Below are 25,393 nucleotides of genomic sequence, written 5' to 3'. Positions count from 1 at the left end.
GAGCAGGTCAATGTCAACGGGCTTGCAAGTGCGCTGGTGTCACGATATCCGCCAGATCCCTGCCTCTAGTTGGCACGCTCTGCAAACGGAGCGCACCTCTCCCTTTTTGGAATACGAGTGGCTATACAGCTTAGAGGCTTCCGGCTGTGCCAGCCGCAACACGGGTTGGCTGCCTTGTCACCTGCTTGTGGAGGCGGGGGGGCAGCTGATTGCGGCGGCTCCCTTGTATTTGAAAAGCCACAGCCAGGGAGAATTTGTCTTTGACCAGGAGTGGGCTGCTGTGGCCGCTCGACTGGGGGAACGCTACTACCCTAAGCTCATCGGCATGGCTCCCTTTACGCCGGCCACCGGCTATCGCCCTCTTGTCCACCCCGACTACTCAGAGGCAGAGGTGTGGCCCTTGATGTTGGCCGCCATCGATCGCTTCTGCCAAGAGAACGATATTTCCGTGTTCAGCCTGCTCTACGTGGATTTGGAGTGGCGATCCCAGCTAGAAGCCGACGGATTCACCCCCCGAATTACCCACAACTACCAGTGGCACAATCCTGGCTACCGCTCTTACGAAGACTTTTTGAGCCAGTTCAACGCCAACCAGCGGCGCAATATCAAGCGAGAGCGGGCCGCCATGGAAAAAAGCGGCATAGAACTCAAGGTCTACACCGGTGAGGAAATCACGCCGCGTCTACTTTCTCTCATGTACGACTTCTACAGCAACACCTGCGCTCAGTTTTGGAACTGGAGCAAATACCTTAACCGCCGCTTTTTTGAATCCCTCTATCCCAACTACCGGCAGCGACTGGTGCTAGTAGCCGGAGAGCGAGATTCAGAAGTGATAGGAATGTCTTTTTGTGTCCGCAAAGGGGATCGCCTCTTTGGGCGCTACTGGGGCTGCCGAGAAGAGGTGAAGTTCTTGCACTTTAACGTGTGCTACTACGAGCCCATTGCCCTAGCCATCCGGGAGGGGATCCGCAACTTCGATCCCGGAGCCGGGGGATCCCATAAGATCCGACGGGGATTCCCAGCCACGCCAGTGTATAGCTACCACCGCTTCTATCGTCCACGGCTAGGGCAGGTTTTGGTGCCCTATTTAAACCGCGTCAATCCCCTCGTGTTGGCCGAGCTGGAGAGAGTCAATCAGAACGAGGTTCCCTTTCGAGAAGACATTCTGCCTTCTTTGTCTACCCTCACTCGAGGCTAAACAACTACCACTGGATGAGCTTTCTCTGAACTGCTGCCATGCACATGGCAACGCGAGCATTGATCTCATCTTCCGACCCAAAGATATCAAGCTTTTCTTTGAGTCTTTGAATACAGTTTTGTACGGTCTTTTTGCTCGTGTGGATGCGGTCAGCAATGGCCTGGTCAGTAAGGGCCTCCTTGCAGAGTAAGTTTAAGACTTCAATTTCCCGCTCCGTCAACTTCGTTAGGCCGCGCAACTCTCGCGGCATGCGCAATTCCCCGTTGAGAGCACTTTTGGCCCCTTCCAGGAAGACGCTGCGCCGCTCCATTTTGTTGACGGCGGCAAATCCGCCCTGGTGCTTGCTGATTAGGCCCACCAGGGGAGTTAGCAGCAGGGGCTCGCTGGAATAAACCATCACGTTCAGGGTGGGGTAGTTCTCAAAAATATGGCGCAACAACTCTAGGCCTGGCTCGGCAGACTGCTCGCCAGTGGTTTGACCGTATAGCAAGTCGGCCACCACCAAGTCTGGCTGCTCCCGCTGCAACCGCCGGATGGCGTCCATCGGATTGGCAACAGCAATGCACTGGGCATCGGCTGCAATCCGCTGTAGCCACTCGCAATTGTTTTGGGCGACCTCGGGATGATCCTCGACCACCAAAAACTTAAGCGGGGCAGTTCGGCTCTCAACCTCAGACATCAATCCTCTCCTCAAATCCACTGTCAGCTGTGAGGGACAGCAAGCACACCCCTGCAGTCTAGGGATCCTACCAGCAAGCTACCCTAGTGTAGCCTCAAGCTGGGTCGGGGAAGACCTATCGAGCTAGGCTAGAGGGTGATGTCAACCGGATTCTAACCGTGGTACCCCTCCAAGATCGCAACCCCACTACCCGCCCGGCCTATGTTACCTATGCCCTGGTCCTCATCAACATCCTGGTTTTTGTGTATGAGCTTACCCTATCCCCGCAAGAACTGGTGGCCTTTTTCCGAGAGTGGGCAGTGGTGCCAGCGGAACTAACAGCCAGCTTCCGAGGCGAGATCACCTCTTCGCTGCGCCCCGAATGGGTAACTCTATTCACCTCACAATTTTTGCATGGGGGCTTCCTGCATCTTGGCGGCAACATGCTCTTTTTGTGGGTCTTCGGCAACAACGTCGAGGATCGCCTGGGCCATGTGCGCTACCTCATTTTTTACCTAACTTGTGGAGCCTTGGCCGCCCTAACTCAGTGGTTTTTCGATATGGAGTCCGCCATCCCTTCGCTGGGGGCAAGTGGGGCTATTGCGGGGGTGTTGGGAGCCTACATCCTGCGGTTTCCCCAGGCTGAGATCCTGACTTTGGTGCCCCTGGGCCTTTTTACCACAACCGTCTATGTTCCTGCCTGGGTGTTTTTGGGCTTTTGGTTTGTGCAACAGGCATTTTATGGCATTGCTAGCCTGCAGACTCCTATCAATATTGGCATGGAGGGGGGAGGGATCGCCTACTGGGCCCATGCCGGAGGTTTTGTGTTTGGCCTCATCTTGGGGCCCTTGATGGGGCTGTTTGCTGGCAAAAGCCCCTATGACCGCCAGCAGCACTACCCAGACTTAGATCTGTAGCTCTGACTGTCAGATTCCAAAGGCAACTTGCGAGGAAAAAAGCATGGTCAGTCTACCTGACAAGTCTTTAACTCTGGAGGAGTTTCTACAGCAGCCGGAAACTGAGCCTCCTAGCGAGTTCATGGAAGGAGAAATTACCCAAAAACCGATGCCACAAGCAAAACATAGCCGTCTCCAACTAAAACTGGGCAGCTTCATCAACGAGCTGTTGGAGCCTCCTCAACTAGGGATGGCCTTTCCAGAGCTACGCTGCACTTTTGCCGGATATGCAATTGTGCCCGACATTTCTGTAATCGTCTGGGAGCGGATCCCTGTGGATGAAGACGGCACTATTCAAAACCTCATACCTTTCTGCCCAGATTGGGTGATCGAGATCCTCTCTCCCGATCAAAACCAAGTGAAGCTGGTCAAAAAAATCTTGATCGGCTTGGCCCACGGCTGCCAAATGGGGTGGATCGTAGCTCCCGAAGAAAGGGTTGTTTTTGTCTACCCTGCCGGGCAACAGCCGACAGTGCATGAGGATCCCCAAGAGGTTATCCCCGTTCCCGCCTTTGCCCAAGGGATCCAACTGAGCATCGAGACATTGTTTGGCTGGCTGCGGGTTTAAGCCGGCAAAAGGCAGCTACCTCCTTCAACGGCTGTTGGAGAGAGCAGGAGCTTGGGCAACTGTCCCACTGGCCTGGGGCAGTTCCTGCCGCAGCAGGGCCACCAAGGCATTCGTGGACTGGTCGTAGAGGCTAGTTACCAGCTTGGGGTAAAGCCCAATGCCGATGACAGGGATGAGCAGACAGGCGATGATGAACACCTCCCGCGGCTCGGCATCCACCAATTCTTCGTGTTCGGTGAGCTCTTTGTTTTCCGGGCCAAAGAAGATCTGGCGCAGCATCGACAGCAGGTAGATGGGAGTCAGGATCACTCCAACGGCGGCTAGGAAAACCACCACCAGCCGGAAGGGAAGGGAGTAGGCATCGCTGGTGGCCATGCCGACAAAGACCATCAGCTCAGCCACAAAGCCGCTCATGCCGGGCAGCGCCAGAGAGGCCAACGAGCAGGCGGTGAACATCGAGAAAATCTTGGGCATCTTTAGGCCGACGCCGCCCATTTCTTCCAGCTCCAGGGTATGAGTGCGGTCGTAGGTGGCCCCCACCAAGAAGAAGAGGCTGGCCCCAATGAGCCCGTGGGAGATCATCTGCAGCATGGCGCCACTCATGCCGATCTCCGTTAGGGATCCGATGCCGATGAGGACAAAGCCCATGTGGCTGATGGAGGAGTAAGCGATCTTCCGCTTCAAGTTGCGCTGGGCAAAGGAAGTGAGGGCAGCAAAGATGATGTTCACCACCCCCAGCACGATCAAGACGGGTGCAAAGTAAAGGTGGGCATCCGGCAGCATGCCCGCGTTCATGCGCATCAGGGCATAGCCCCCCATCTTGAGCAGGATCCCGGCCAGCAACATGTGAACGGGTGCCGTGGCTTCGCCGTGGGCATCGGGCAGCCAGGTGTGCAAGGGGAAAATGGGCAACTTCACCCCATAGGCAATGAGGAAAGCTCCGTAGAGCAACAACTGGAAGTTCAGTGGATAGCTTTTGCTAGCCAAATCCGTCATGTCAAAGCTGACGGGATCCCCGTAGAAGGCCATAGCCAAGCCCGCCACCAGGATAAACAAGGAGCTGAGGGCGGTGTAGAGAATGAACTTGGTAGCCGCATAGAGGCGGTTAGGTCCCCCCCAGATGGAGAGGAGCAAATACACCGGGATCAGCTCCAGCTCCCACATCAGGAAAAACAGCAGCATGTCCTGCACGGCGAACACCCCAATCTGGCCGCCGTACATAGCCAACATGAGAAAGTAAAACAAGCGCGGCTTAAGGGTAACCGGCCAAGCGGCCAAGATGGCGAGGGTGGTTACAAAGGCCGTGAGCAGGATCAGCGGCATGGAAAGGCCATCAGCCCCAACTGACCAACTCAAGCCCACCTGGGGCACCCAGGTGTAGCGCTCCAGCAGTTGCAAGCCCGTCTGACTGGGGTCGTAGCCCACATAGAATCCAGCCAGCAGGATGAGCAGGTCAGTAACCGCAACGAACAGGGCAAACCAGCGGATCCGCTCCGCCAACTTTTGGGCATAGGCCCGGGTGGTGGGATCCCCCGCCGGCGCCGGGATCACCGGAATGAAGAGGGCGGCCACCACCGGATAGACAATGACCGTGGTCAGCCAGGGAAACTCGTGCAAGCTGGGCAGCGCCATGAAGATAACCTCGTTACGCTAAGTTCGTGCCACACCCTTCCAGGAAGATTGCTGTCGGCTACAGCCAACAGCCCTTCATCAGTATCTCGGCTCAGTAAACCTCCAGGACTATCTTACTCAAGGCTCCTTCGCTCTTCGTCGCCGGGGATGCTCCAACCGGTGCCCCTCCCAAGCCTCACTGCCTGATCCCTGGTCAGCCAACCCTGCACAATTGGGCCTGGACAAGGCCACTGCTGCTGGATAACAATAAGCAGAAACAGTACTTAACAACCAAGCCAAGTCTGCTCCAGGGGTGGCTCCAGGCGAAGCTTCAAGGTATGGCACTGCATGCGGAGTTGCACCGCCACCTAGGCGGTTCGGTTGTTCCTAGGATTTTGTGGCGCTACCTGCATCGCCACGGCTCTCCCCTAGCAGAACGCTTTCCCGACTACGCCGAGTTTGAGGAGTTCTACACCCGCCCCCGCAACACCCTGGAAGAGTACCTAGAGCTGCACACCCTGGTGGAGCAGGTGCAGACTCTAGAGAGCTTACCCTATTTCGTCTATCGCCTGATCCGGGGGGCCTATGTCTTTGAAGACCTGGCCTATCTGGAAATTCGCTACACCCCCTACCTACGCACGGATCCTAAGCTGGACGAGGCCGATCGCCTCAAGCAGATGCGGCAGGTCATTGAGATAGTGGGGCAGGCCTGCCAGCAGCGAGAATATCCCATCATCACTACCCAGATCGTGTGTTTGCACTCCCGCCTGCCCAGCCACATCAACCGCGCCATGGTCGAGGCGGCTGCTGAGTCGGAGTATGTCAGTGGCATCGACCTGGCCGGAGGAGATAAGGCCTACGGCGAGCGGATGGACGAGTGGATTGAGCTCTTCAAGTATGCCCTGGCCCGTGGCCTCAAAACTACTGCCCACCTCTATGAGACGCTGGATGGCTGTTATCCAGAGCTGTTGCCCTATGTCTTGCGGATTGGTCATGGCATTCAGATCCCTCTCCACTACCCAGAGCTGCTGCCAGAGCTGGCGCGGCGAGGCCAATGCCTGGAGGTCTGTCCTACCACTTACCTGAAGACGGGTACGCTGCCCAGCTTGGAGCCCCTTAAGCTAGTCTTTGACCGCTGCTTTGAGGCGGGGGTGGATATCGCCATCTGCACCGACAACGCCGGCTTGCACAATGTGCGTCTGCCGTTTGAGTACGAGAACCTACTGACCCACGACATCATCGATTTCGATCAGCTTAAACGTTGCCAGGAGGCGGCTTTTCGCCACGCTTTTGCCTGGCCTTACAAAGAATACCCAGCTCTGCTGTTGTCGGAGCTCCAGCGGTCGGCATCGGCTTCCTTAGTGGCTTTGTAGAACAGAGTGGGATTGCTGGGTAGCCTGTAAGCCAAGGTTTAACGCCGCCGTTAGGTAAGGGTTTGCCCATGCGGGAACCATCGGATCTCTTGACCCGTAGCCTCATCGCCCTAATCCGAGGCTACCAGGTGGCCATTTCCCCTCTGCTACCGCCTGCCTGCCGCTACTACCCCACTTGCTCCCAATACATGCTGGAAGCGGTGCGGCGCTATGGGGCCATCCGAGGGGGTTGGCTAGGGATCCGCCGCCTCTGCCGCTGCCATCCTTGGCACCCAGGGGGCTACGATCCAGTGCCTGACTTGCCGGGATCTGCAGCCGACGAAAACTGTCGCCCCAGCCGCAACTGAACGCTTCAGTTGCTGTTATCGGTAGCAGGCCACCGCCTCGATTTCCACCAAAGCATTGAGGGGCAGACAGGCCACCTGGATACAGGAGCGGGCTGGTGCGGGCTCGGTGGCGAAGAACTCTCGATAAACCTCGTTCATGGCGGCAAAGTCTTTCATATCCGCCAAAAAAACCGTGGTTTTTACCACATTGGCTAGGCACGTTCCCCCCGCTTCCAGCACCGCCTTTAGGTTTAGCAGCGCCTGCCGAGTTTGCGAGGCAACATCTTCTCCCACCAACCTGCCGGTTTTGGGATCCAAGCCCAACTGGCCAGCAGTAAACAGGAAAGGCCCGGAAGCGACAACGCCCTGGCTGTAAGGACCTACAGGGGCAGGAGCAGCCTCGGTTCGCACCTCCCGGGGACCTGCCCCGGCTTGAGGCTTAGAACTGACCGGCTTCCTCTGCTCCATGGGGATTGGCGGAACTCTGCAGCTAACCTACCACAGCTGGATCCCCGGCAATGGCAAGATCTACTCGTCGGCCAAAAGAAGCAGCTATGCCCTTAATTAAGTTGCAAACGCCGCTGCAGCCTGAACCTGCCGCTGTGGAGGAGCTGCTCAAGTCGCTCTCTGCCGCTCTGGCCAAACAGGTGGGCAAGCCGGAAGCCTACGTGATGACTGCCTTTGAAGGAGGGATCCCGATGACCTTTGGCGGCAGTGCGGATCCCTGCTGCTACGTGGAAATCAAGAGCGTGGGTCAATTTTCCGCCGAGCAAACCCGGGCCATGAGTGAGTTTTTTTGCAGCGCCATCGAGGCAGCTTTGGGGATCCCGAAGAAGAGGATTTTCATCGAGTTCACTGAGGCCAAGGGCTACCTCTGGGGATGGAATGGCACAACCTTTGGATGAAATGCCGCCCAAGAAAACTGAAACGAGGGACGGCTGCCGTTGGCAAGAACCTAACCAACAAGCTGGCAGAGGGTTTTTTGTCTTTCTCGATCCTGGTCCTCTAGCTCTTGGATGGCCTGTTGGTACACCTGGGCAGGGGTGGATCCCTGGCTGACCTGCTGCAGCCAGCGCTGGGCCTCGTTGCCCCGCTGGAGCAGAGTTTGCAGGGGAGCCAAGAAGCAGCCCAGGCCCTGGGGTTGGCCAATGCGCCAGGCTTCGGTCAGCAGCTCTTCAATCCACTCCTGGGCTGAGCGTTCGCGGCCGGTGCGCCAATCGATCAGCCGAGCTTGCAGGGACTCGCGGGCGGCAGCTTGCTCGTTAGCCTCGCAAAGGCTCTCCAGCTCCGCTGGGGTAAAGGGCCCCTGCAAGGGATCCAGAACCTCCGGCTGGGATAGCAATTGCCAGAGGCGGGCCTCCACCAAGGCAGCAATGGCCAGGACCATCACTGGGTCCGCCACCAGGTCGCAGATGCGCAGCTCCACCCGGTTGAGATGGTAGGGCCGCTCCGGACCATTAGGCCGCACAGAAGCCCAGAGGTGGCGCACATTCTGCATTGTGCCCAGGGCCAGTTGCTCCTGCATCCAGGCGATGTAATGGGCGTGATCCCGGAAGAAGGGCACCTGAGCTGGCGTTTTGGGAAACACCTGCCAACGGCTGGAATGATAGCCCGTTACTTGGCCGTCCAGGAAAGGGGAAGAAGCGCTTAGGGCCAAGTAAAGAGGGGCTTCCGCCCGCAGCAGACGACAGGCGAGGAAAATGGCCTCGCTATCCGGCAGGCCAACATTGATGTGGATGCTGGCAGTTACCACCCGCGTGCCGTAGGTGTGCTCGATGTAGTCGTGGTAGGGGTTGCCCGGATCCGAGCGCTCAAAGTGGTCGCTGCCGCCCAAAGCCAGGGTGCTCCCCGGCAAGAGGGTGTAAGGGCCCAGGCGGCGCAAAAACTGCCGCAGTTGCAGGCGGGGCCGAAGGAGGGCACAGAGCAGATCTTCGTAGCGGCGAAGGGGTGGGGTGATGTACTCCACGTTGCGCCGATCCGGTTCTCGCATAAACCCCGGCAGAGCTCGGCAGATGCGATCCGACAGCCCCACCACTTCCCCGGCAGCGGTGCCGGTGTACATTTCTACCTCAAAGCCCTTGGTCAACAGCACAGGCCAGCCTCCAGCCGCAGCCTTCTCTGCCCATTTTCCCAGGGTTTCGCAAGTACTACAATGTCGGCAAGGCTTGAAGGCAAGCGCAAGGCCAGATGCGGGATCCCATCTATATCCTGGGGGCAGGGCCGGCGGGCATGGCGGCTGCCTACCGCTTGACCCAGCTAGGCTTCCCCGTGGTGGTAGTGGAACGAGAAGAGGGAGTCGGGGGCTTGGCCAAAAGCATTCGCTACCAGGGGTTCATTCTCGACTATGGCCCGCACCGGTTTTTTACCAAGATCCCAGCGGTGCTGGAGTTGTGGAACCAGGTTTTGGGATCCGAACAAGTAACTGTCCGGCGGCTTACCCGCATCTACTACCGCAAGCAATATTTTCAGTACCCCATTCAAGCTTGGGAAGTCCTGCGCAAAGTGGGGTGGTGGGAAAGCCTGCCCATTGTCCTTTCCTATCTTTGGGCACAACTCATTCCGCGGCCAGCTCCCCGCAACTTTGCCGATTGGGTCAAGGGCAAATTTGGCACCCAGCTCTATAGCCACAGGATCTGGCAGGTGAACTTCGACAATGATTACCAAGAATAGATTGAAGCAACTCAGTCAGCTGTTGCAGCCAAGTTGGCAACATCTTGCCCCTTTCTTATGGCAAATCTTGCTGCCCAGTTTGGCCCTGACGGTGCTGCAGATCTTCATGATCTCGCTCTGGAGTAAGGAAAGCGATTATGTTTCCATCTTCAAGGGCCTAACTCAGTGGGATAGCCATTGGTATCTAGGCATCGTGCGGCAGGGTTATCAGTTTTTGGGCTTCGACAAGATTGCCTACGAGCAGAGCAACGTGGCCTTCTTCCCCGGCTATCCCCTCGCTGTTGCTACTATCAGCCGCTTGTTGAGAATCGAACCCGAGGTAGGGCTTTACCTCGCCGCTCAGCTCTTTTGCTGGCTGATGTGGATTTACCTTTTCCTGTTTTACCGCCGCTGGCAAATTCCCCTGGTCTGGCAAATCTTGGCAAGTTTGCTCATCCTGGCCTATCCCACTAGCTTTTATCTGTGTGTGGGCTACAGCGAATCTTTGTTTGTAGCCAGCTTGTTGGGTTTTCTCTACTGGTCAATTCACTGGGAGCGTCCTCTGCTGATGCTGCTAGCCGGGGTCACGGCTTGGTGATGAGTGCTACTCGCATTGTTGGCTTGCCCGTAGCCTTGATTCCGCTTCTCAATCTCTGGTTAGGATCCCGACGTTGGCTTTGGAACCTGGCTACAGTGAGCCTAGCTTTGCTGGGGGGCCTAGGCTTTTTTCTCTACTGTCAGCTTTTCTTTGGAAGCTGGGATCTCTACATGAAAATGCAGCCTTACTTTGGTTCCAGCTTTGTTAATTACCTAGCCATTGTTCAAGCGCACACCTACACTCCCCTTTTTTCTATTGACCACTGGCAATCCCTGTTTTCCCCTTCTAGGGCTTTGGGAGACCAGATATGGGCAATTTCTCTCAGTCAACTGTTTGTTCCCCTCACCCTGGGATCCCTACTGGTGACTGGTTTGATAGATGGGATCAGCGCTACAGCTGGTAAAAGTCAGTGCTGGCAGGAGAGGCTGGGGTTTCATTTGGCCGCTTGGTCGATGTTTTATATTGCCCTAGCAGGGGGGAGTGCGGTGGGTCAGCGAAGCATGAGCCGCTACTGCTTGCCGGTTCACATCGTGCAGGTATTGGCGTTGGTGCATTGGGCTAAGTACACCGATTTTAGCTTCATCCCCGAACGGATCCGGCCCTATCTTGGCAATACCCTAAAGCTGGGGTATGTGCTTTTGGCTTTCATCTTTTTCGCCCTCAACCAAATCCTCACTTGGCGCTATGCCCACCATCTCTGGGTAGCTTGAATCAACCTGGCTAGGGATTAAGATGTGAGGGATCCCGACTTCTCACCAACTGAGAGCTGTGGCGTTTTCTTCTCTCCGCAAGTGGCCTCGGCGGAAATCGTCCCTGCGGGTGGCTCAGCCCATCGAGCCCACCAAGATCTACCCCTGCCCGTGTTACCAGCAAGGCCAGCTGCGCCTGATCACCCTAACTGAGGCCTTCGGGTGCAGCCGTTGCCAGCATATCTTCGCCATTACCCCCGACCGCCTGCACATTGAACAGTTGGGTGTTTCCTATCCCTACCGCAAGATCTGGTTCTGGAACGGCCAGCAATGGGTGCTGCGGCGGGAAAATACCCTCCAGGGATCCATGCTCTTGGGCTTGACCCTTAGCTTGGGGGTTGTTTTGGCTGTAGGTTTTTTTGGCGCGGTGCTCTTCCCCAGTCAAACGCAGTTGCTCAGTGGGTTCCTGATTCTTTGCCTGTTGTTAACGCTGTTGATGGTGACGGCAATCCTGCTGCTGCGGCGGCCTTGAGATGCTTGGGATCGTGGCCAGCCCTGCGCCTCCGGGATCCCCAGTTTCAGCCCTTGTGGATCTAGCCATTTCTCAGGTCTGTCGCCGGTCGGCTAGGTAGGAGGGAAGCAGGTGACCGATTTTGGTTCAGCCTTCGAAAGGGACCATCCAGCCCGCTCGAGACCCCGCAGCCAATCCTCAAGAGGACTTGCTGCTGTTGCTGCTGCGGCAAACCCGCTACGTGGCCGCCCCGGCTGGGTGGAGTTCCTGTTGCAGGCTAGCAAAGTGCCGATCCTAGCTACCCACCTGGGCTACACAGCTCCCTGACCTTTGGCGAAGTCGGCTTTGCTGGATCCTTTGGCTCGCTATGGCCCAGAAGGGATCTCTACCCTTTGGCTGCTAATCCACGCCGACTGGGCCGCTAGCCACCTGCCAGCTCTGGTCGAGGCTTCCCATGTCCAGGCCGCCGCTCCTATCCTGGAGGAGTTTCCGCAGCTCCAGCCGCTGGGGGAAAGGCGTCGCCATCTGCGCCTCCAGCTGGTGGCGGATTTGACAGAGGCCCTCGCCTCACAGCTACCATCAGTCGGAAACAGCCAATCGGCGGCCCAGCGCTTTCTGGAGGAAGTGGATGCGGCTCTCATTCTGGAAGCCCTGAGCCCGGTGAAAGGAGTGACCCAGGGCGACCTGTAGTCCCGCCAACCCCCTTCTCCAAAGCTGGCCGGACCAGGCGAGACTGAAGATAGGGATCCACTCCCAGGTTGTCATCCTACAGAGCCCAAGCGACTAGGGGGGAACTCCTTTGGGGATTGATCTACGCAGCTACGTGTTCTTGGATCGGCTCCAGCCCCAGTACGCCGCCTACTTGGGCACGGTGGCCCAGGGCTTCTTGCCCCTGCCAGGGGACACTTCCCTCTGGGTCGAAATCTCCCCCGGCATTGAGATCAACCGCGTCATGGACATTGCCCTCAAAGCCACCTCGGTAAGGCCAGGGTTACAGGTGGTGGAGCGCCTCTACGGCCTCTTGGAGGTTCACTCTAGCAACCAGGGGGATACCCGCACGGCTGGGCAGGCCATCCTAGCGGCTTTGGGGGTAAGCGAAAAGGAGCGCCTAAGGCCGCGCATCATCTCCAGCCAAATTATCCGCAACATCGATCCCCACCAGACTCAGCTGATCAACCGTTTCCGCCGCGGCCAGATGCTCCTAGCGGGCCAAACCCTCTACATCCTGGAGGTGCAGCCGGCAGGCTATGCTCCCCTGGCCGCCAACGAGGCAGAAAAATCGGCCCGGATCAACATCCTCGAGGTAATGCCCTTTGGCAGCTTTGGCCGCGTGTACTTGGGCGGAGAAGAGCAGGACATTCTGGCCGCCTGTCGGGCCGCTGAGGAAAGCCTGGCGGCAATTTCTGGCCGGGATCCCTTGCTGTTGCCTGAGGAGGTATAGAATGACAGGACTGCATCCCAAGCCTTCACCCAAAGCCAGGCCGCCTCTGTCACCCAGTCGGGATCCCACCCTGGAGCGGGCAAGGTTGCTTGCCGAAGTGGCCGCTCCCTACCGCAGCTTGCGCCGCTTTATCTACCTGGCGGTGGGATTCTCGGCCACAGTTGGTGCGTTGGTGTTTTTCTTTCAGGCCTTGGCAGGGCGGGATCTAGAGACCACCTTGCCCAGCTTGGCCCTGCAGTTAGGGATCCTGGCTGGCGCCATCGGCCTAGAGAGGCTAGAAAACCGCTCTCACCAGAAGGTGATCAGACAGGTAAAGCAACGCTTAGGCATCCAGCAGCCCCCATCACCTGGAGAGGGCTAGTTGCCCGTCTGCCAGTTCCTTAGTCATCTTCATCCTCATGAGCCCTGGGCAAGTAGCGGCGCTGAACTTGGCGGTCGGGATCCACCTCTGCCCACTTTTGAACAATTTGGACACCTAGAAAGGTGAGAAAAGCCCCCAAAGCCACAAAGGTGAGAGGTGGGATCGCCAGGATCGCCACCGCCGCCAGCACGTAGATGGCCACCTTGGGCAGAGAGGGATCCACCCTCCAGCCGCGGCGGTACACCCAGTTGGTGAGCTGCTGATCCCAGCGGCGCAAGCGAGGGACGTTTTCTGTGTAGATCTCGGCCAAAATGGGCCAAAGACGGCGCAGCTGGCCTTGGGCTTGCTGTTTCCAATCCCGCGGCGAGTGCCTCATCGGGAGGATCTCTTGCCCTATCCTTCCTCAGGTCATCCTAGCCCAACCCCACCAGCAGTCCGCTGGGAAGACGGAGGATGTAAACATTTGCATCGGAGATTGGGGTGGCTGGACAGGGCTACAGTACACTGGGGGCACCTGCGCAGCGGTTTGGCTGCCGCGCTCTTCGGTAAATCTTTTGAACTGCTCGACTGGAGAACACCAATGGCTCACACGGTCAAGATCTACGACACCTGCATCGGCTGTGCTCAGTGCGTGCGGGCTTGCCCCACCGATGTGTTGGAAATGGTGCCCTGGAAGGGGAACAACAAAGCCGGCATGATCGCCGCAGCCCCCCGCACCGAAGACTGTGTTGGCTGCAAACGCTGTGAAACCGCTTGCCCCACCGATTTCCTGAGCATCCGCGTCTATCTGGGCCCCGAAACCACCCGCAGCATGGGCCTGGCTTACTAAGCAGGTTGGGTTGCAGTTTTCACTGGAGATTGCCTGCTCGCTCAAGCCCCTCCCACCATAGGAAAACAGCACCTTTGAACCTCAGCCTCTCCTCGACAGGAAAAAAAGTTGGGCGAGCCGTTGCTGTAGCCAATTGGTTTATTCGGAGAGGAGGGATCCCTCCTCTTCCTTTCTTCAAGGATCGAGATAGAGTCGGTGTTGGCGAATGTAGTGCTCCACGGCGGGGGGTACCAGGTAGCGGATGGATCCCCCTTTTTGGATCTGCTGGCGCAGGTAGGTGGAAGAAAGGGTTAGGGTAGGGGCTTCCAGGATTTCCGCCTGGATGGGTAGCTTCTCAGCCACCGCCCGCAGCACCTGGGCAGCGTCGCCAGCATCAAGGCGAGGGGCAACAATCCACTGACAGAGGCGGGCCAGCTCCTCTGCCTGGTACCACTGGGGCAGATCCCGCAGGGCATCCACGCCGATAATCCAGTACCACTGGGTGTTGGGCTGCTCCTGGATGAGGCAGCGCAGGGTCTCGATAGTGTAAGAAGGGCCGGGACGGCGGATCTCCAAGTCTGAGCAGGCAAAGCGCTCGTGGTCAGCAATGGCCAGCTTTACCATGGCCAGGCGATCCTCTTTGCTGGCGCCCCCAGCTAAGGGCTTGTGGGGCGGATCCCCTGCCGGCATCCACAGCACCTGATCCAGGTTGAACTGCCAGAGGGCTTGCTCGGCCATGATCAGATGGCCGTGGTGGACGGGGTTAAAGGTGCCGCCGAGAATGCCAACGCGGCGCTGCTTGGGAGCAGAGGAATTCATGGCTGTTGGCTGAGGTAGCTGATGGCATCGCGCAGCCAATCCTCTGTTTGCCGGGGCTGGGGTGGCAGGGCTTGGAGGGCTGCTTGGATTTCCTGGGGGCTATAGCCAAGGGCCAGCAAGGCCATTTCCACCTCTTCGCGGATAGGGGAGGGCGGCCCCCCCGACCAAGGCTGATTGGCATTCTCCAGGCCTTTTCGCCAGTGGGCCAATTTGCTTTTTAGCTCCAGCGCCAGCCGCTGGGCGGTCTTTTGTCCTACCCCTGGAGCCAGGGAGAGGAGGCGGGCATTCTCAGTTACCACTGCCTGGACCAGCTCCGGTAGGGCAAAGGTGTTGAGCAATGCCAAGCCTAGGGCTGGCCCCACCCCTGGTACTTTAATTAGTTCCGCAAACAGATCCCGCTCCGCTGCCGAGCCAAACCCGTACAACACCAGCTCGGTCTCCCGCACGAGCAAATGGGTGAACACCCGCACGGGCTCCCCTATGGGGGGCAGTTGCTTGAGAAAACGTGCCGGCGCCTGGATGCGATAGCCGATCCCTTGCACCTCTAGAGTGAGGCTGCTGCGCTCTCCCAGTTCCACAGCAACAAGATGACCTGTTAAAAATGCGATCATTTGCGTATCCAACCCGTGTTTAATACTCTGACCCGTAGCCTTCGGAGTTGGCCAGGCAAATCTACTAGGATGAAGAGAAGCTTGCGAGCAACCCTTATGGCTTCAACATCGGCACTGGCCACTCCTATCTCGGCCCGCTGGATTTGGCGAGGGCAGTCTGTCCATTATGTCGAACAGGGCGAGCAGGGACAGCCTCTGCTGTTGGTGCACGGCTTTGGAGCCTCCACTGACCACTGGCGCAAGAACATTCCCGAATTGGCGCAACACTACCAGGTCTATGCCATTGATTTGCTTGGCTTTGGCCGTTCCGCCAAGCCCAAGTGGAACTACGACGCTGAGCTCTGGAAAGACCAACTGCGGGACTTCTGTCAACAGGTGATCCGACAGCCAGTGGTGGCCATTGGCAACTCCCTGGGAGGCTATGTGGTGCTCAGCCTGGCAGCGGAGCATCCCGAATGGGTGCGGGGTGTGGTGCTGCTCAATGGAGCCGGCGGCTTTTCCACTGCCAAGGGATCCCGGCAGTGGCTGGGCAAGCTGGTGGGTTGGAGTCTGCGTCAGCCCTTGGTGTCTTACCTGTTGTTTCAGTACTTGCGCCAGCCCCAGGTGATCCGGGCCAAGCTCAAGCAGGTCTACTACAATCAGGCGGCAGTGACAGACCAGCTGGTGGAAGACATTCACCGGCCTACGCGGGAGCCGGGGGCGGCCGATGTGTTTGTGGCTCTGATGCGAGGCGGACAAAAAGGACGCTACGTGGACGAGCTGCTGCGCAGCCTAGCGCGACCCCTGCTGCTCATCTGGGGCGAGCGGGATCCCTGGATGCGGGTTCGCGAGCGCTCGCAGCTCTATCGCACTCACTACCCCACGGCAGTGGAATACTTCTTAGAGGCTGGCCACTGCCCCCACGACGAGTGTCCCGCCGAGGTTAATGCCATTATCCATCGCTGGATCGAGGAGAGGATCCCTTCCCCCTCCCCGCTAGTGCCGCCATCCATGAGGATCTAGCCGAGGTTATCTAACGGCTGTGGCGGCGAAGCTTCTTCCAGGCCAATGGTATACTTCAGCCACTTCCCAGGTATCGCTGCCGCCGCGGGATCACGGGATCTAGGGTGAGGTCTTCACCATAGCAGCCGCAGTATTGGCAGCGGTGCCCATCGCGATGGAGGACATTGCGCTGCGTCAGGGGAATCCAGTAGTGGCGAAGACGGATGACCGTAGGCAGAAGAACGTTGCCGTGGACTACTTTACCGTTGTGCCCGATTTGCTCAGCCTTGCCCTTGAGCAGCGCGATAGCCCGGCGCAACTGGTGATGTTGAGCGGCTCGTAGGAGGCATTGGCTACCAAAACCTTGCCCGTGCTGGGGATCCCCACCCCGCTCCAGAAGGCGCCAGCTCCTGATTGAACCCAGCTTTACTGGACTGCGGCCACTTCCACTTGGTCAGCCGGCCCCAGGCTGACGCGAAACTGCCTAGCCCCCCTTGGCAAGGGATCCGGCGCTACCTCAGGCACGTCGGCAAAGGGGGTTATGGCGCGGCGCTCCCGAGCGGGCGCATTCTTTGGTTCGGCAGCCAAGGGGAATCCGGTCTCACCCACCGTTACCCAGTAGTAGACTAAGCTCTCCTGCAAACCTGGGGGAGACTGCCACTACTGGGCCGGGGTGCTTTCCAGACGCTGCTGCAGATCTCCAGCGGCTTCCGGCGCAGTGAGCTGCTCCTGGGGTGGGGAGGGAGGAGGGGGGGGATCCCTGCGGCTGACCCAGAGGCCAACCCCAGCCACCAGGGCAATCCCGCCCGCCAGCAAGGCAGCAATTGCGGTGGGCTGTCGATACCAAGCCGGCGTCGGCGGCGTTGCCAGTTTGTCCAGTTGGGGCAGATCTTCAGCCGCCTGCGAGAGGTTTTCCAGGAGGTCATACAACTGCGTCATCGACAGATCCACCTGGGCAATGCGATCCTCCCCCTGCCGCACCGTAAGGCGGTGGGAAATAAAATCCAGCGGACGGATGGCCGCCGTACCACTGAAAGTTCCCTTGGGCGTACCGCTGAGCTGGGATTCAACGTAGCGGTCGATCACCGTGATCAAATTCTTAAGCCAAACGCTGTCTCCCTGCAGAGTTTTGGTAGTCTCTCCCTGGCGGATTTCCAGCTGACACTCAAAGTTGCTCTCAATCGCCTGTAATGGCAACCTAGCAGAGCCATCAACTGGCCGGGAAGGGAGGGGCGCTTCCCCGCGCACGGTGAGGGTCGAGGTGGGTTGGTGATAGGTTTGGCTAAGGGTGAGGCTGGGCATAGTTCCAAGGCTGAGGGCTAGGAAGAGGGCAGGGCATCCGATCCTACCTTGCTGCTGGCAGGGAGATCCATCTCAGGGCGATTGAGCAAGGCTTTCCACAGCCGCTCTGCTCCTCTGGGGCTACTGTAGAACAGCAGCTCAATCAGGATGCGCAGAGCCAGTTCGGCAAGGCTATCCTCATCGCGGACATCCCCATCCACCATACGGCTGCGGTAGTGGGAGATAAACTCGCCTAGATAATCGCCCACCAGCGGCTGACGGAAAGGGCTGAGCTCCTGCTTGAGGGCAGCTTCCAGTTGCTCCAGCGTGCTACGGATACGGGCCTGTTGCTGGGCTGCCAGATAGGCAATTACTCTGGCCAGGGCGCGGGCCTCTTCGATCTCGACTTTCTTGGGTTCACCGCTAGTGCGGCGGAGGGGATTGGCGTTGCGCAGGCGCCAGAGGGCCACCCGATCGCCAATGTACTCTTCTAGGTTCAGGGCCTTGGCTGCTGCCAGAACGGCCTCGGAACTCTCCCCGCTCAAGGACTCCAGGCCCAACAACAGCAAATCCAAGTGGGCTTTGATGGCTGCAGTAGCTGTGGTGGGGCCAAGGGCTTGAGGATCTAACTGAATCTGCCTAGGTTCCACTGTCACGCTGTTAATGGGAACTTTTAGCTTGGATAGGACTCTATGATCTCCTCTCCAGGGTAAACTCGCAACCCACCTCTTTGCCTTGGGCAAGAGCTCGGCCGCCAGGTATAGAGCTCTACTCCACCTCCCTTCAGATTGGCGATGTATACTGTAGCAAACCCAGGGAGAGGAGAAGCCCCACTTGAACCGAGCTGCAGCTTCTGTGTAACGCCCTGCCTTTTTGAAGGCCAGGGCAATGCTAGGCCTTGTTCCAGATGAGCATGGATGCTTGCCAACACAGCCCTGCCCGCCTAATCCTGATCTTCAAGGATCAGCTGGGCCAGCGCGGCGTTGTGTTGGACAAGATTTACTACTCGGTAGGGCGAGCCGCCAACAGCCACATCCGTCTCTATGACCCCTTTGTTTCCCGCCAGCACGCTGTCATTATCCGCGTTCCTGAAGAAAGCCAGGCTGGATACAGCTACGTGATCTTTGACGGCAGCCCTGGCTCTCGTCAAAGCACCAATGGTTTGTTCGTCAATGGGAAACGGGTTTCCTCTCATCGGCTGCAGCTTTTTGACAAGATCGGGTTTGGGCCGAGGGTAACAGCCATTGTTAGGAGCACCGACCACTTCAGTCCCGATACCTTGGCTATCCTTTTGAAGACGCCGCCCAATGTTCCTGAGCCGGGATCCCAGCAGGACACCGAGAAAGAAGCGCTCAGAGAGAACGAAAGCTTCACTGCCATCCCCTGCCTTGCGGTATCCTGAGACCAGCAGCCTAGTGAGCTTTGGGTTCCCGTGGCTTCCATTCCCCCTGCGCTGAGCAGCTACTGGCAAAATGGCTTTAACCTGGAAGCTCACCTGGGATCCTTCCTCGGCCTTGAAGCCGCCGAGCTGCAGGAAAAGCTGCGAGCTGGGCAACAACAGTTGGCAGAGCTGGGCCGGCGCGACTTCGGCTGGGATCAGGTAGAGGCCTTTTACCGGGATCGGGTGGGATCTGCCTATCTGCTGGACTTGGCCGCTTGGCACCTAAGCAGCACCGACTACATCGGTGACACCCTGCGCCTGGTGGCGGATCAGGCCCGCGGGCTGGTGCTGGATTTTGGCGGAGGCATTGGCACCCACACCATTGGGGCAGCCCTCTGCCCAGCAGTGGAGCAGGTGATTTTTTGGGATATCAACCCCATCCATCGGCAGTTTGTACAACTGCGGGCGGAAAAATTGGGTCTAAGCGAGCGGATCCACTGTCCAGAAACCTTGCCAGAAGGGATCTTTGATACCATTATCTGCTTTGATGTGGTGGAACACCTGCCAGATCCAGCAGCTCAGTTGCGTCAGTTTTACGCTTGGCTCAAGCCGGAAGGTAAGTTGTTGATCAACTGGTATTTTTTCAAGGGGTTTAACGACGAGTTTCCTTTCCACCTGGACGACCCCCAGAAAGTTGAGCAATTCTTCCAGGTGCTGCAAAGTCACTTTTTGGAAGTGTTTCATCCCTATCTCATCACTGCCCGCTGCTACCGCAAGTGGAATAAAGGCTGAGACTGGAGAGAACCCAAGTGCTGCGCTACTTGCAGGTGTTGTGGCTGTTTTGGAGCACTTCTGTAGCAGCAGAAATGGAGTACCGGGCCAATTTTTTCTTTGCCAGCCTCAGCAGCTTAGGCGGCCTGGCGTCAGCCTTGTTTGGGCTGTCGCTGTTCTACCAGCAGGGGCACCGCTTGGGGGGCTGGAGTTGGCCGGAGGCGCTCATCGTCCTGGGGGTGTTCACCATCCTCCAGGGGGTGTCGACCAGCCTCTTTAACGTCAACCTCAATCGCATCGTGCAGCAGGTGCAGGAGGGCACCCTGGATTTTGTTTTGCTCAAGCCCATCAGCAGCCAGTTTTGGCTGTCAACGCGGGTGTTCTCTCCCTGGGGCCTGGTGGATATCGGCTTTGGCCTGTTGCTGATTCTCTACGCCGGGATCCAGTTGGAGCTGCCAGCCTGGGCCTATGTCCTGGGGCTAGTGCCCTTTTTGCTGGGGCTGGTCATTCTCTACAGCCTCTGGTTTATGCTGGCGGCCACCAGCATCTGGTTTGTTAAGATCTACAACGTCACCGAGGTGCTGCGGGGCTTGGTAGAGGCTGGGCGATTCCCGCTGGTGGCCTATCCGGTGGCCTATCGGCTGTTTTTTACCTTCGTCGTGCCGGTGGCTTTCCTGACCACAGTGCCGGCGGAAGCTCTGTTGGGGCGAGCCCAATGGCCCTGGCTTGTGGGATCCGCCCTGTTGGCAGCAGGGTTGCTGTGGGGATCCCACCTATTCTGGCGCTTTGCCTTGCGCTTTTACACCAGCGCTTCTAGTTAAGTTTTGCCTCCTTAACTGCAGCCGACCCCACCGCCTAGGAGAGGCCCAAAGGGAATTAGGTTAAGATGAAAGTCGCGACTGCGCCAAAACCCTTGGAGGCCAGGTCATGGGCGAAGCCAAACGCCGCAAAACCCGCAGCAGCCCAGATCCCGACCAAGAGTTGCTGTTTCCCAGCTTCAAAAGCATTCCTCTCACCAAAGCCCAAGCCCGCACGATCTACAACTGGACAACTCGAGGCACTTGGGCCGGCATTATTCTCCTAGCCATTGTCTGGGTGATAGTGCGATTTGTGGGGCCTGCTTTCGGCTGGTGGCATCTGGCGGGCTAGCCAGCTGGATCCTTTGAGTTTTCCCGGAGTTTCCCTATGCAATCCTACTTGGCAGCCGCCCTTCAGATGACCAGCACGCCTGATCTGGCCGGCAACTTCCAGCAGGCAGAGGAGTGGATTGACTTTGCGGCGCGCCGGGGCTGTGAGCTCGTAACCCTGCCGGAAAACTTCGCCTTCATGGGGCCAGAGGAAGAGAAAGTTCGTCTTGCTCCAGAGATCGCGCAGCGGGCGGAGGAATTCTTGGCCAAGATGGCCCAGCGCTACCAGGTATTTGTGCTGGGCGGCGGATACCCGGTGCCAGATGGAGAGGGCAAGGTGTACAACACGGCCGCCCTCTACAGCCCAGAGGGCAGAGAGCTGGCTCGCTACCGCAAGATCCACCTTTTCGACGTCAACTTGCCCGACGGCAACACCTACCGCGAGTCCAACACGGTGGTGAGCGGCAACGAGGTGGTTGTCTACCAGGAAGAACGGCTAGGCACCCTTGGCCTTTCGGTCTGTTACGACGTGCGCTTTCCCGAGCTGTATCGCTCCCTGGTGGATCGGGGGGCGGAGGTGTTGCTGATCCCTGCCGCCTTTACCGCCTACACGGGCCGGGATCACTGGCAGGTTTTACTGCAGTGTCGGGCCATTGAAAACACTTGTTATGTCATCGCCCCTGCCCAGGTGGGCACCCACTACGCGCGGCGGCAGTGCCACGGGCATGCCATGATCATAGATCCTTGGGGGACGATCTTGGCGGATGCCGGCGGCGAAAAACCAGGGGCGGCCATTGCTGAGATCGACCCGGAGCGGCTGCAGCTTGTCCGACGGCAGATGCCCTCGCTGCAACACCGTCGGCTTGCCTGAGGGATCCCCTATGCCTTGGCCGCCGCTAATCCTCTACAGCAAGCCTGGCTGCCACCTCTGCGAGGGCTTAGCGGAGAAGTTGCAGCAGATCCCTGAAGTCAGGGAGCTGGAAATCCGTGACATTACTTCCAACCCCCTTTGGTGGGAGCAGTACTCCCTCGAGGTTCCCGTGCTGAAGGTGGCTGGGGATCCGGAACAGCCCCTACCGCGCCCTTCTCCGCGGCTAACGGTAGCGCAGTTGCGCAGCTGGCTGGGACAACAGTTGGGTGGTCTCTCAGGAGGCTAGCGCTTCCTTGCGGGCAGTGTAGCCGGCCTGGCGCAGAGCTGCAACGGTGGCCTCGGCATCTTTCACCCAAAATTGGGATCCCAGCCGCACCCAGAGGGTGTGGGGGGGGGCGACGAGGGCAGCCACCACGGGAATGCGATTTTCTTCCTGAGCTTCCGAGCGTTGACCGGCAAGTACCGCTTGCAGACGGCGCCGCTCCTCTACGGTTCCAGCAGAGTCCAGGGGAACTTCCACCGTAACCCAGCTTACTGCTTCAATGGGCTGCAGATCCTCCACAATCAATTGCACCTGCTCATCCCGCTGGTCGACCTTAGCCCAAACCAAGAGCCGTTGATCCACCTGCAGGCAACTGCGCAAACGCTTGTAAGTCTTGGGGAAGAGCACCGCTTCGCAAGTGCTTGTCAGATCTTCTAGTTGCAAAATGGCCATGCGCTCCCCTTTTTTGGTGCTGACGGTTTTGATGGCGGTCACCAGAGCGAGAATGCCGACTGAGGCCTCGGACGAGCAGGTCCTTAAGTCAGCGAGGTTGACAAGAGCCAGCAGCCGTACTTGCTCTTGGAGCCGCCGCAGAGGGTGATCCGAAACATAAAAGCCCAACAGTTCCCGCTCTAGCCTCAGCTTTTCCTGCGGCGGAAAGTCTTCAGTTGCAGGCCCTTGGGGCGCTTCCGTAAAGCCCTGACTGCTGCTGCCCAGCAAATCAAACAGGCTGGCTTGGCCAATGGCTTTGGACTTGGCCCGCTCCGCCGCCCAACTGAGGACGGGATCCAGATCCGCTATGAGCTGTTTGCGGTTGCCGGAAATACCGTCGAAAGCGCCTGCACAGATGAGCGACTCTATGGCCCGGCGGTTGACGATGCGCAGATCGACCCGCTGGCAAAAGTCGGCCAAAGAGGTAAAGGGGCCGCCAGCCTGGCGAGTGGCCAGAATGTTTTGCACCGCTCCCTCACCTACATTCTTCACTGCCCCCAAACCAAACAAAATGCTGGATCCCTGAGGCGTAAAGTCTAGGCCGGAGCGGTTGATGTCAGGCGGCTCAATTTGGATTCCGATTGACAGGCAGTAGGTGATGTAGCGCTGGACTCTATCCTGATCCCCGCTTACAGAAGAAAGCAGCGCTGCCATGTATTCTGTTGGGTAGTTGGCTTTTAGATAGGCGGTCTGGAAAGTAATCAATCCGTAGGCTGTAGAATGGGATTTGTTAAAGCAATACTCGGCAAAAGCAACCATCTGGTCGAAGAGCTCCGTGGCTACTTCTTTAGCCACACCTCGCTCGACTGCTCCTCGAACAAACTGCTCGCGGTGTTTCTCCATTTCCGAGACCTTCTTTTTCCCCATCGCCCGCCGCAGCAGGTCAGCCTGGCCCAGGGTATAGCCGGCCATGTCCTGGGCAATGCGCATGATCTGTTCTTGGTAGAGGATAGCCCCATAGGTATCTTGAAGGATTGGCTTGAGAAGGTCGTGGGCATAGGTTATCGGCTTGCGGCCATGTTTGCGATCGATAAAGTCTGGGATCATGCCCGTATCCAATGGCCCCGGTCGGTAGAGAGCCAAGACCGAGGAAATATCTTCCAGATTTGAGGGCTTGAGCTCTCGCACCACCTGCTTCATCCCGGAAGATTCCAGTTGGAAGATCCCTTCCACCTCCCCTTTTTCCAAAAGTTGGTAAGTCTTTGGATCGTCCAGTGGTAGGTTGTCCAAATCAATCACAACGCCTCTATGTTCTCGAATTAGCTCTACAGTCCGCTGGATCAGGGTTAGGTTGCGCAGCCCCAGAAAGTCCATCTTCAACAAGCCCAAAGACTCGATGTCCTCCATCGAGTACTGGGTAATAATTTGGCCTTCATTGTTGTACTGCAAAGGCACGATCTCGTCCAAAGGATCCTTGGAAATGACTACGCCAGCGGCATGGACTCCAAAGGTTTTGTTGGTGCCTTCTAGCAACCGAGCTAGGTCAATCCAGCGGCGGGTGGTTGGGTCTTTCTCATATTTTTCCTTGAACTCCGGAGCAGGAGTGTTCTCGCCGATCATCTCCTCTAGTTTTGCCGGCTTGCCCCGGGACACCGGGATCAACTTTGCCATTTTGTCAGCTTCGGCATAGGGGATATCCAGCACCCGAGCAACGTCCTTGAGGATAGCTTTGGAAGTCATGCGGTTAAAGGTAATGATCTGAGCCACTCGCTCCTGTCCATACTTGCGGGTTACGTATTCGATCAGCTCTCCCCGACGCTCGATACAAAAGTCAGTATCGATGTCTGGCATTGATTGCCGTTCTGGGTTGAGAAAACGCTCGAAGAGCAACCCGTATTTGACAGGATCGATATTGGTAATCTGTAGGGCGTAGGCCACCAGGGATCCGGCTGCCGAACCACGGCCTGGGCCCACTGGGATCCCGTGCTCACGGGCATAGCGAACGTAGTCCCAGACCACCAAGAAATAGCTGGAAAACCCCTTTTGCTGGATGATATCCAGCTCAAAGCGCAGGCGCTCCCGATAGTTTTGGGGGATCTGATCCGGATGGGCGACGCCACAGCGCTTTGCCAAGCCTTGCCAGGCCAATTCAGCAAGGTAGCTATCGGCAGAATGACCTGGGGGAACTGGGTAGTCAGGCATGCGTATTTCCCCAAACAGGTCATAGTCCTCAATCTTTTCCAGCACTTTGAGGGTATTGGCAATCGCCTCGTCAATGACCTCCTGCTCGAGGTGATCGCGGCAGAGGCGACGCATTTCCTCTAGGCTTTTTAGGTACTCTGTGCCCGTGTAGCGAAGGCGATTTTTCTCGGTGAGGGATTTGCCTGTCTGGATACAGAGCAGGGCATCGTGGGCCTCCACATCCCAGCAAGAAATAAAGTGGGTATCGTTGGTGAGGATGATTGGGATCCCCAACTCCCGAGCAATGCGAACCAATTGCACATTGACAAAGCGGTCTTCCCGGTAGCCGTGATCCTGGATCTCGATGTAGTAGTCATCTCCAAACTGTTCCTGGTACCAGGCAGCAACCTGACGAGCAATTTCTGGCCGCCCCTGCAAAATGGCCTGGGGAACCTCTCCAGCAAGGCAGCCGCTGGTAACAATCAACCCCTCCTTGTATTGCACTAAATACTCTTTATTGATGCAGGGTCGAGCGAAGATCCCCTTGCCTTGAACGCCGTGGAGATGGGAAATGGTGGTCAGCTTCACCAAGTTTTTGTAGCCCTGGGTGTTTTTGGCCAAGACCACTTGGTGATACTTGGGGTACTTGCGGCTTTTGTCCCGAATGTTGCCGTTGATAACATACATTTCGTTGCCGATGATTGGCTTAATCCCTTTGCTTTTACACAGTTTCACCAGTTCGATGGCCCCGTACATAACGCCGTGATCCGTCAGGGCCAGCCCTGGGAAACCCATAGCCACTGCTTGCTCAATCAAAAGCGGCAGTCGGCTAGCCCCGTCTAGAAGGCTGTACTCGCTGTGCAAGTGCAAGGGAACAAAGGCCATGGCAACGGTAGGGATAAGGGATCCCTTCAACCTTAACTCAGCGC

The 25,393-nt window shown here is 57.7% G+C and carries 32 protein-coding genes and 1 pseudogene; 21 read left to right on the top strand and 12 right to left on the bottom strand.

The genetic code is table 11. From position 1 onward, the window contains the following. Positions 1–10 precede the first annotated feature (10 nt). Complete coding sequence (locus NW812_RS06395; RefSeq protein ID WP_414395082.1) at positions 11–1,198, top strand: GNAT family N-acetyltransferase; 1,188 nt, start codon at positions 11–13, stop codon at positions 1,196–1,198. A 4-nt stretch (positions 1,199–1,202) separates the two neighbouring features. Here the strand turns inward: NW812_RS06395 and NW812_RS06390 are convergent, their stop codons facing one another. Then, entirely contained in the window at positions 1,203–1,877 is a 675-nt protein-coding gene (locus tag NW812_RS06390; RefSeq protein WP_414395080.1) for a response regulator transcription factor, read from the bottom strand. Positions 1,878–2,035: 158 nt separating this feature from the next. Here NW812_RS06390 and NW812_RS06385 point away from each other — a divergent pair, with 158 nt between their 5' ends. Together NW812_RS06385 and NW812_RS06380 are read left to right on the top strand one after the other, a co-directional pair. Then, on the top strand, positions 2,036–2,773 hold the full coding sequence (locus tag NW812_RS06385) for a rhomboid family intramembrane serine protease (protein ID WP_414395078.1): 738 nt from the start codon (positions 2,036–2,038) through the stop codon (positions 2,771–2,773). Between the two features lie 43 nt (positions 2,774–2,816). Continuing rightward, a complete protein-coding gene (locus tag NW812_RS06380; protein ID WP_414395076.1) occupies positions 2,817–3,380 on the top strand; it encodes a Uma2 family endonuclease in 564 nt (187 codons plus the stop codon). 24 nt (positions 3,381–3,404) lie between these two features. Here the strand turns inward: NW812_RS06380 and NW812_RS06375 are convergent, their stop codons facing one another. Further along, positions 3,405–4,997 carry an NAD(P)H-quinone oxidoreductase subunit 4 gene (locus NW812_RS06375; protein WP_414395156.1) on the bottom strand — a complete coding sequence of 531 codons (1,593 nt, stop codon included), beginning with the start codon at positions 4,995–4,997 and terminating at the stop codon, positions 3,405–3,407. A 332-nt stretch (positions 4,998–5,329) separates the two neighbouring features. Here NW812_RS06375 and NW812_RS06370 point away from each other — a divergent pair, with 332 nt between their 5' ends. Then, the gene (locus NW812_RS06370; protein ID WP_414395074.1) at positions 5,330–6,364 is read left to right on the top strand and encodes an adenosine deaminase; all 1,035 of its coding nucleotides are present in this window, start codon (positions 5,330–5,332) and stop codon (positions 6,362–6,364) included. Positions 6,365–6,432: 68 nt separating this feature from the next. Continuing rightward, complete coding sequence (gene yidD, locus NW812_RS06365; RefSeq protein ID WP_414395073.1) at positions 6,433–6,711, top strand: membrane protein insertion efficiency factor YidD; 279 nt, start codon at positions 6,433–6,435, stop codon at positions 6,709–6,711. Between the two features lie 15 nt (positions 6,712–6,726). Here the strand turns inward: yidD and NW812_RS06360 are convergent, their stop codons facing one another. Further along, positions 6,727–7,158 carry a RidA family protein gene (locus NW812_RS06360; RefSeq protein ID WP_414395071.1) on the bottom strand — a complete coding sequence of 144 codons (432 nt, stop codon included), beginning with the start codon at positions 7,156–7,158 and terminating at the stop codon, positions 6,727–6,729. Positions 7,159–7,244: 86 nt separating this feature from the next. Between NW812_RS06360 and NW812_RS06355 the strand changes: the two genes are divergently transcribed. After that, positions 7,245–7,595, top strand: coding sequence for a phenylpyruvate tautomerase MIF-related protein (locus NW812_RS06355; protein WP_414395155.1), 351 nt, complete (start codon positions 7,245–7,247; stop codon positions 7,593–7,595). Positions 7,596–7,645: 50 nt separating this feature from the next. Here the strand turns inward: NW812_RS06355 and gshA are convergent, their stop codons facing one another. Beyond that, positions 7,646–8,782 (bottom strand): glutamate--cysteine ligase, encoded by a 1,137-nt coding sequence (gshA, locus tag NW812_RS06350; protein ID WP_414395069.1) that lies wholly within the window; start codon positions 8,780–8,782, stop codon positions 7,646–7,648. A 95-nt stretch (positions 8,783–8,877) separates the two neighbouring features. On the opposite strand from gshA, the gene NW812_RS06345 reads away from it, so the two are divergent. The 7 genes from NW812_RS06345 (at position 8,878) to NW812_RS06315 (ending at position 12,939) form a co-directional block, all read left to right on the top strand. Further along, positions 8,878–9,360 carry an NAD(P)-binding protein gene (locus NW812_RS06345; protein ID WP_414395067.1) on the top strand — a complete coding sequence of 161 codons (483 nt, stop codon included), beginning with the start codon at positions 8,878–8,880 and terminating at the stop codon, positions 9,358–9,360. Between the two features lie 67 nt (positions 9,361–9,427). Further along, positions 9,428–9,937, top strand: coding sequence for a mannosyltransferase family protein (locus NW812_RS06340; protein ID WP_414395065.1), 510 nt, complete (start codon positions 9,428–9,430; stop codon positions 9,935–9,937). Beyond that, entirely contained in the window at positions 9,937–10,647 is a 711-nt protein-coding gene (locus NW812_RS06335) for a hypothetical protein (RefSeq protein WP_414395063.1), read from the top strand. The genes NW812_RS06340 and NW812_RS06335 overlap by 1 nt, the downstream gene beginning before the upstream one ends. A 58-nt stretch (positions 10,648–10,705) precedes the next feature. Next, entirely contained in the window at positions 10,706–11,158 is a 453-nt protein-coding gene (locus NW812_RS06330; RefSeq protein WP_414395061.1) for a hypothetical protein, read from the top strand. A 309-nt stretch (positions 11,159–11,467) separates the two neighbouring features. Further along, a complete protein-coding gene (locus NW812_RS06325; protein WP_414395059.1) occupies positions 11,468–11,827 on the top strand; it encodes a hypothetical protein in 360 nt (119 codons plus the stop codon). A 109-nt stretch (positions 11,828–11,936) separates the two neighbouring features. Beyond that, positions 11,937–12,578, top strand: coding sequence for a hypothetical protein (locus tag NW812_RS06320; protein ID WP_414395057.1), 642 nt, complete (start codon positions 11,937–11,939; stop codon positions 12,576–12,578). Between the two features lies 1 nt (position 12,579). Beyond that, the gene (locus NW812_RS06315; RefSeq protein ID WP_414395055.1) at positions 12,580–12,939 is read left to right on the top strand and encodes a DUF3493 domain-containing protein; all 360 of its coding nucleotides are present in this window, start codon (positions 12,580–12,582) and stop codon (positions 12,937–12,939) included. Positions 12,940–12,958: 19 nt separating this feature from the next. Here the strand turns inward: NW812_RS06315 and NW812_RS06310 are convergent, their stop codons facing one another. After that, positions 12,959–13,315 carry a hypothetical protein gene (locus NW812_RS06310; protein WP_414395053.1) on the bottom strand — a complete coding sequence of 119 codons (357 nt, stop codon included), beginning with the start codon at positions 13,313–13,315 and terminating at the stop codon, positions 12,959–12,961. A gap of 204 nt (positions 13,316–13,519) precedes the next feature. Between NW812_RS06310 and psaC the strand changes: the two genes are divergently transcribed. Then, positions 13,520–13,768 carry a photosystem I iron-sulfur center protein PsaC gene (gene psaC / locus NW812_RS06305; RefSeq protein WP_414395051.1) on the top strand — a complete coding sequence of 83 codons (249 nt, stop codon included), beginning with the start codon at positions 13,520–13,522 and terminating at the stop codon, positions 13,766–13,768. 174 nt (positions 13,769–13,942) lie between these two features. Here the strand turns inward: psaC and nadD are convergent, their stop codons facing one another. After that, a complete protein-coding gene (gene nadD / locus NW812_RS06300; RefSeq protein WP_414395050.1) occupies positions 13,943–14,566 on the bottom strand; it encodes a nicotinate-nucleotide adenylyltransferase in 624 nt (207 codons plus the stop codon). Next, positions 14,563–15,177, bottom strand: coding sequence for a Holliday junction branch migration protein RuvA (gene ruvA / locus NW812_RS06295; RefSeq protein WP_414395049.1), 615 nt, complete (start codon positions 15,175–15,177; stop codon positions 14,563–14,565). Before ruvA ends, nadD begins: the two co-directional genes overlap by 4 nt. A 96-nt stretch (positions 15,178–15,273) precedes the next feature. On the opposite strand from ruvA, the gene NW812_RS06290 reads away from it, so the two are divergent. Then, positions 15,274–16,179 carry an alpha/beta fold hydrolase gene (locus tag NW812_RS06290; RefSeq protein WP_414395047.1) on the top strand — a complete coding sequence of 302 codons (906 nt, stop codon included), beginning with the start codon at positions 15,274–15,276 and terminating at the stop codon, positions 16,177–16,179. An 82-nt stretch (positions 16,180–16,261) separates the two neighbouring features. Here the strand turns inward: NW812_RS06290 and NW812_RS06285 are convergent. The 4 genes and pseudogenes from NW812_RS06285 to NW812_RS06270 all read right to left on the bottom strand — a co-directional run. Next, positions 16,262–16,539, bottom strand: a pseudogene (locus tag NW812_RS06285) (HNH endonuclease); the annotation flags it as partial. Positions 16,540–16,584: 45 nt separating this feature from the next. Continuing rightward, positions 16,585–16,746 (bottom strand): hypothetical protein, encoded by a 162-nt coding sequence (locus NW812_RS06280; RefSeq protein ID WP_414395046.1) that lies wholly within the window; start codon positions 16,744–16,746, stop codon positions 16,585–16,587. Positions 16,747–16,818: 72 nt separating this feature from the next. Next, positions 16,819–17,460 (bottom strand): DUF4335 domain-containing protein, encoded by a 642-nt coding sequence (locus tag NW812_RS06275; RefSeq protein ID WP_414395045.1) that lies wholly within the window; start codon positions 17,458–17,460, stop codon positions 16,819–16,821. A gap of 17 nt (positions 17,461–17,477) precedes the next feature. Next, on the bottom strand, positions 17,478–18,095 hold the full coding sequence (locus NW812_RS06270; protein ID WP_414395043.1) for a DUF3038 domain-containing protein: 618 nt from the start codon (positions 18,093–18,095) through the stop codon (positions 17,478–17,480). A 251-nt stretch (positions 18,096–18,346) separates the two neighbouring features. Between NW812_RS06270 and NW812_RS06265 the strand changes: the two genes are divergently transcribed. The 6 genes from NW812_RS06265 to NW812_RS06240 all read left to right on the top strand — a co-directional run bounded on the left by NW812_RS06265 (position 18,347) and on the right by NW812_RS06240 (position 21,875). After that, a complete protein-coding gene (locus NW812_RS06265; RefSeq protein ID WP_414395042.1) occupies positions 18,347–18,841 on the top strand; it encodes an FHA domain-containing protein in 495 nt (164 codons plus the stop codon). Positions 18,842–18,871: 30 nt separating this feature from the next. Then, positions 18,872–19,612 carry a class I SAM-dependent methyltransferase gene (locus NW812_RS06260; protein ID WP_414395040.1) on the top strand — a complete coding sequence of 247 codons (741 nt, stop codon included), beginning with the start codon at positions 18,872–18,874 and terminating at the stop codon, positions 19,610–19,612. Between the two features lie 17 nt (positions 19,613–19,629). After that, entirely contained in the window at positions 19,630–20,412 is a 783-nt protein-coding gene (locus NW812_RS06255) for an ABC transporter permease (protein ID WP_414395039.1), read from the top strand. 106 nt (positions 20,413–20,518) lie between these two features. Continuing rightward, positions 20,519–20,740, top strand: a complete 222-nt coding sequence (locus NW812_RS06250) for a DUF2839 domain-containing protein (RefSeq protein ID WP_414395038.1) — start codon at positions 20,519–20,521, stop codon at positions 20,738–20,740. Between the two features lie 36 nt (positions 20,741–20,776). After that, entirely contained in the window at positions 20,777–21,589 is an 813-nt protein-coding gene (locus NW812_RS06245) for a carbon-nitrogen hydrolase family protein (RefSeq protein ID WP_414395037.1), read from the top strand. Positions 21,590–21,599: 10 nt separating this feature from the next. After that, complete coding sequence (locus tag NW812_RS06240) at positions 21,600–21,875, top strand: glutaredoxin family protein (protein ID WP_414395036.1); 276 nt, start codon at positions 21,600–21,602, stop codon at positions 21,873–21,875. Here the strand turns inward: NW812_RS06240 and NW812_RS06235 are convergent. Then, positions 21,864–25,349, bottom strand: coding sequence for a DNA polymerase III subunit alpha (locus NW812_RS06235; RefSeq protein ID WP_414395034.1), 3,486 nt, complete (start codon positions 25,347–25,349; stop codon positions 21,864–21,866). The genes NW812_RS06240 and NW812_RS06235 overlap by 12 nt on opposite strands. Positions 25,350–25,393: the final 44 nt, after the last annotated feature.

This window comes from Synechococcus sp. O70.2, assembly GCF_047462135.1.
In the GTDB taxonomy this organism is placed as follows: Bacteria; Cyanobacteriota; Cyanobacteriia; order Thermostichales; family Thermostichaceae; genus Thermostichus.
This window is presented reverse-complemented; position numbering and strand designations above follow the sequence as displayed.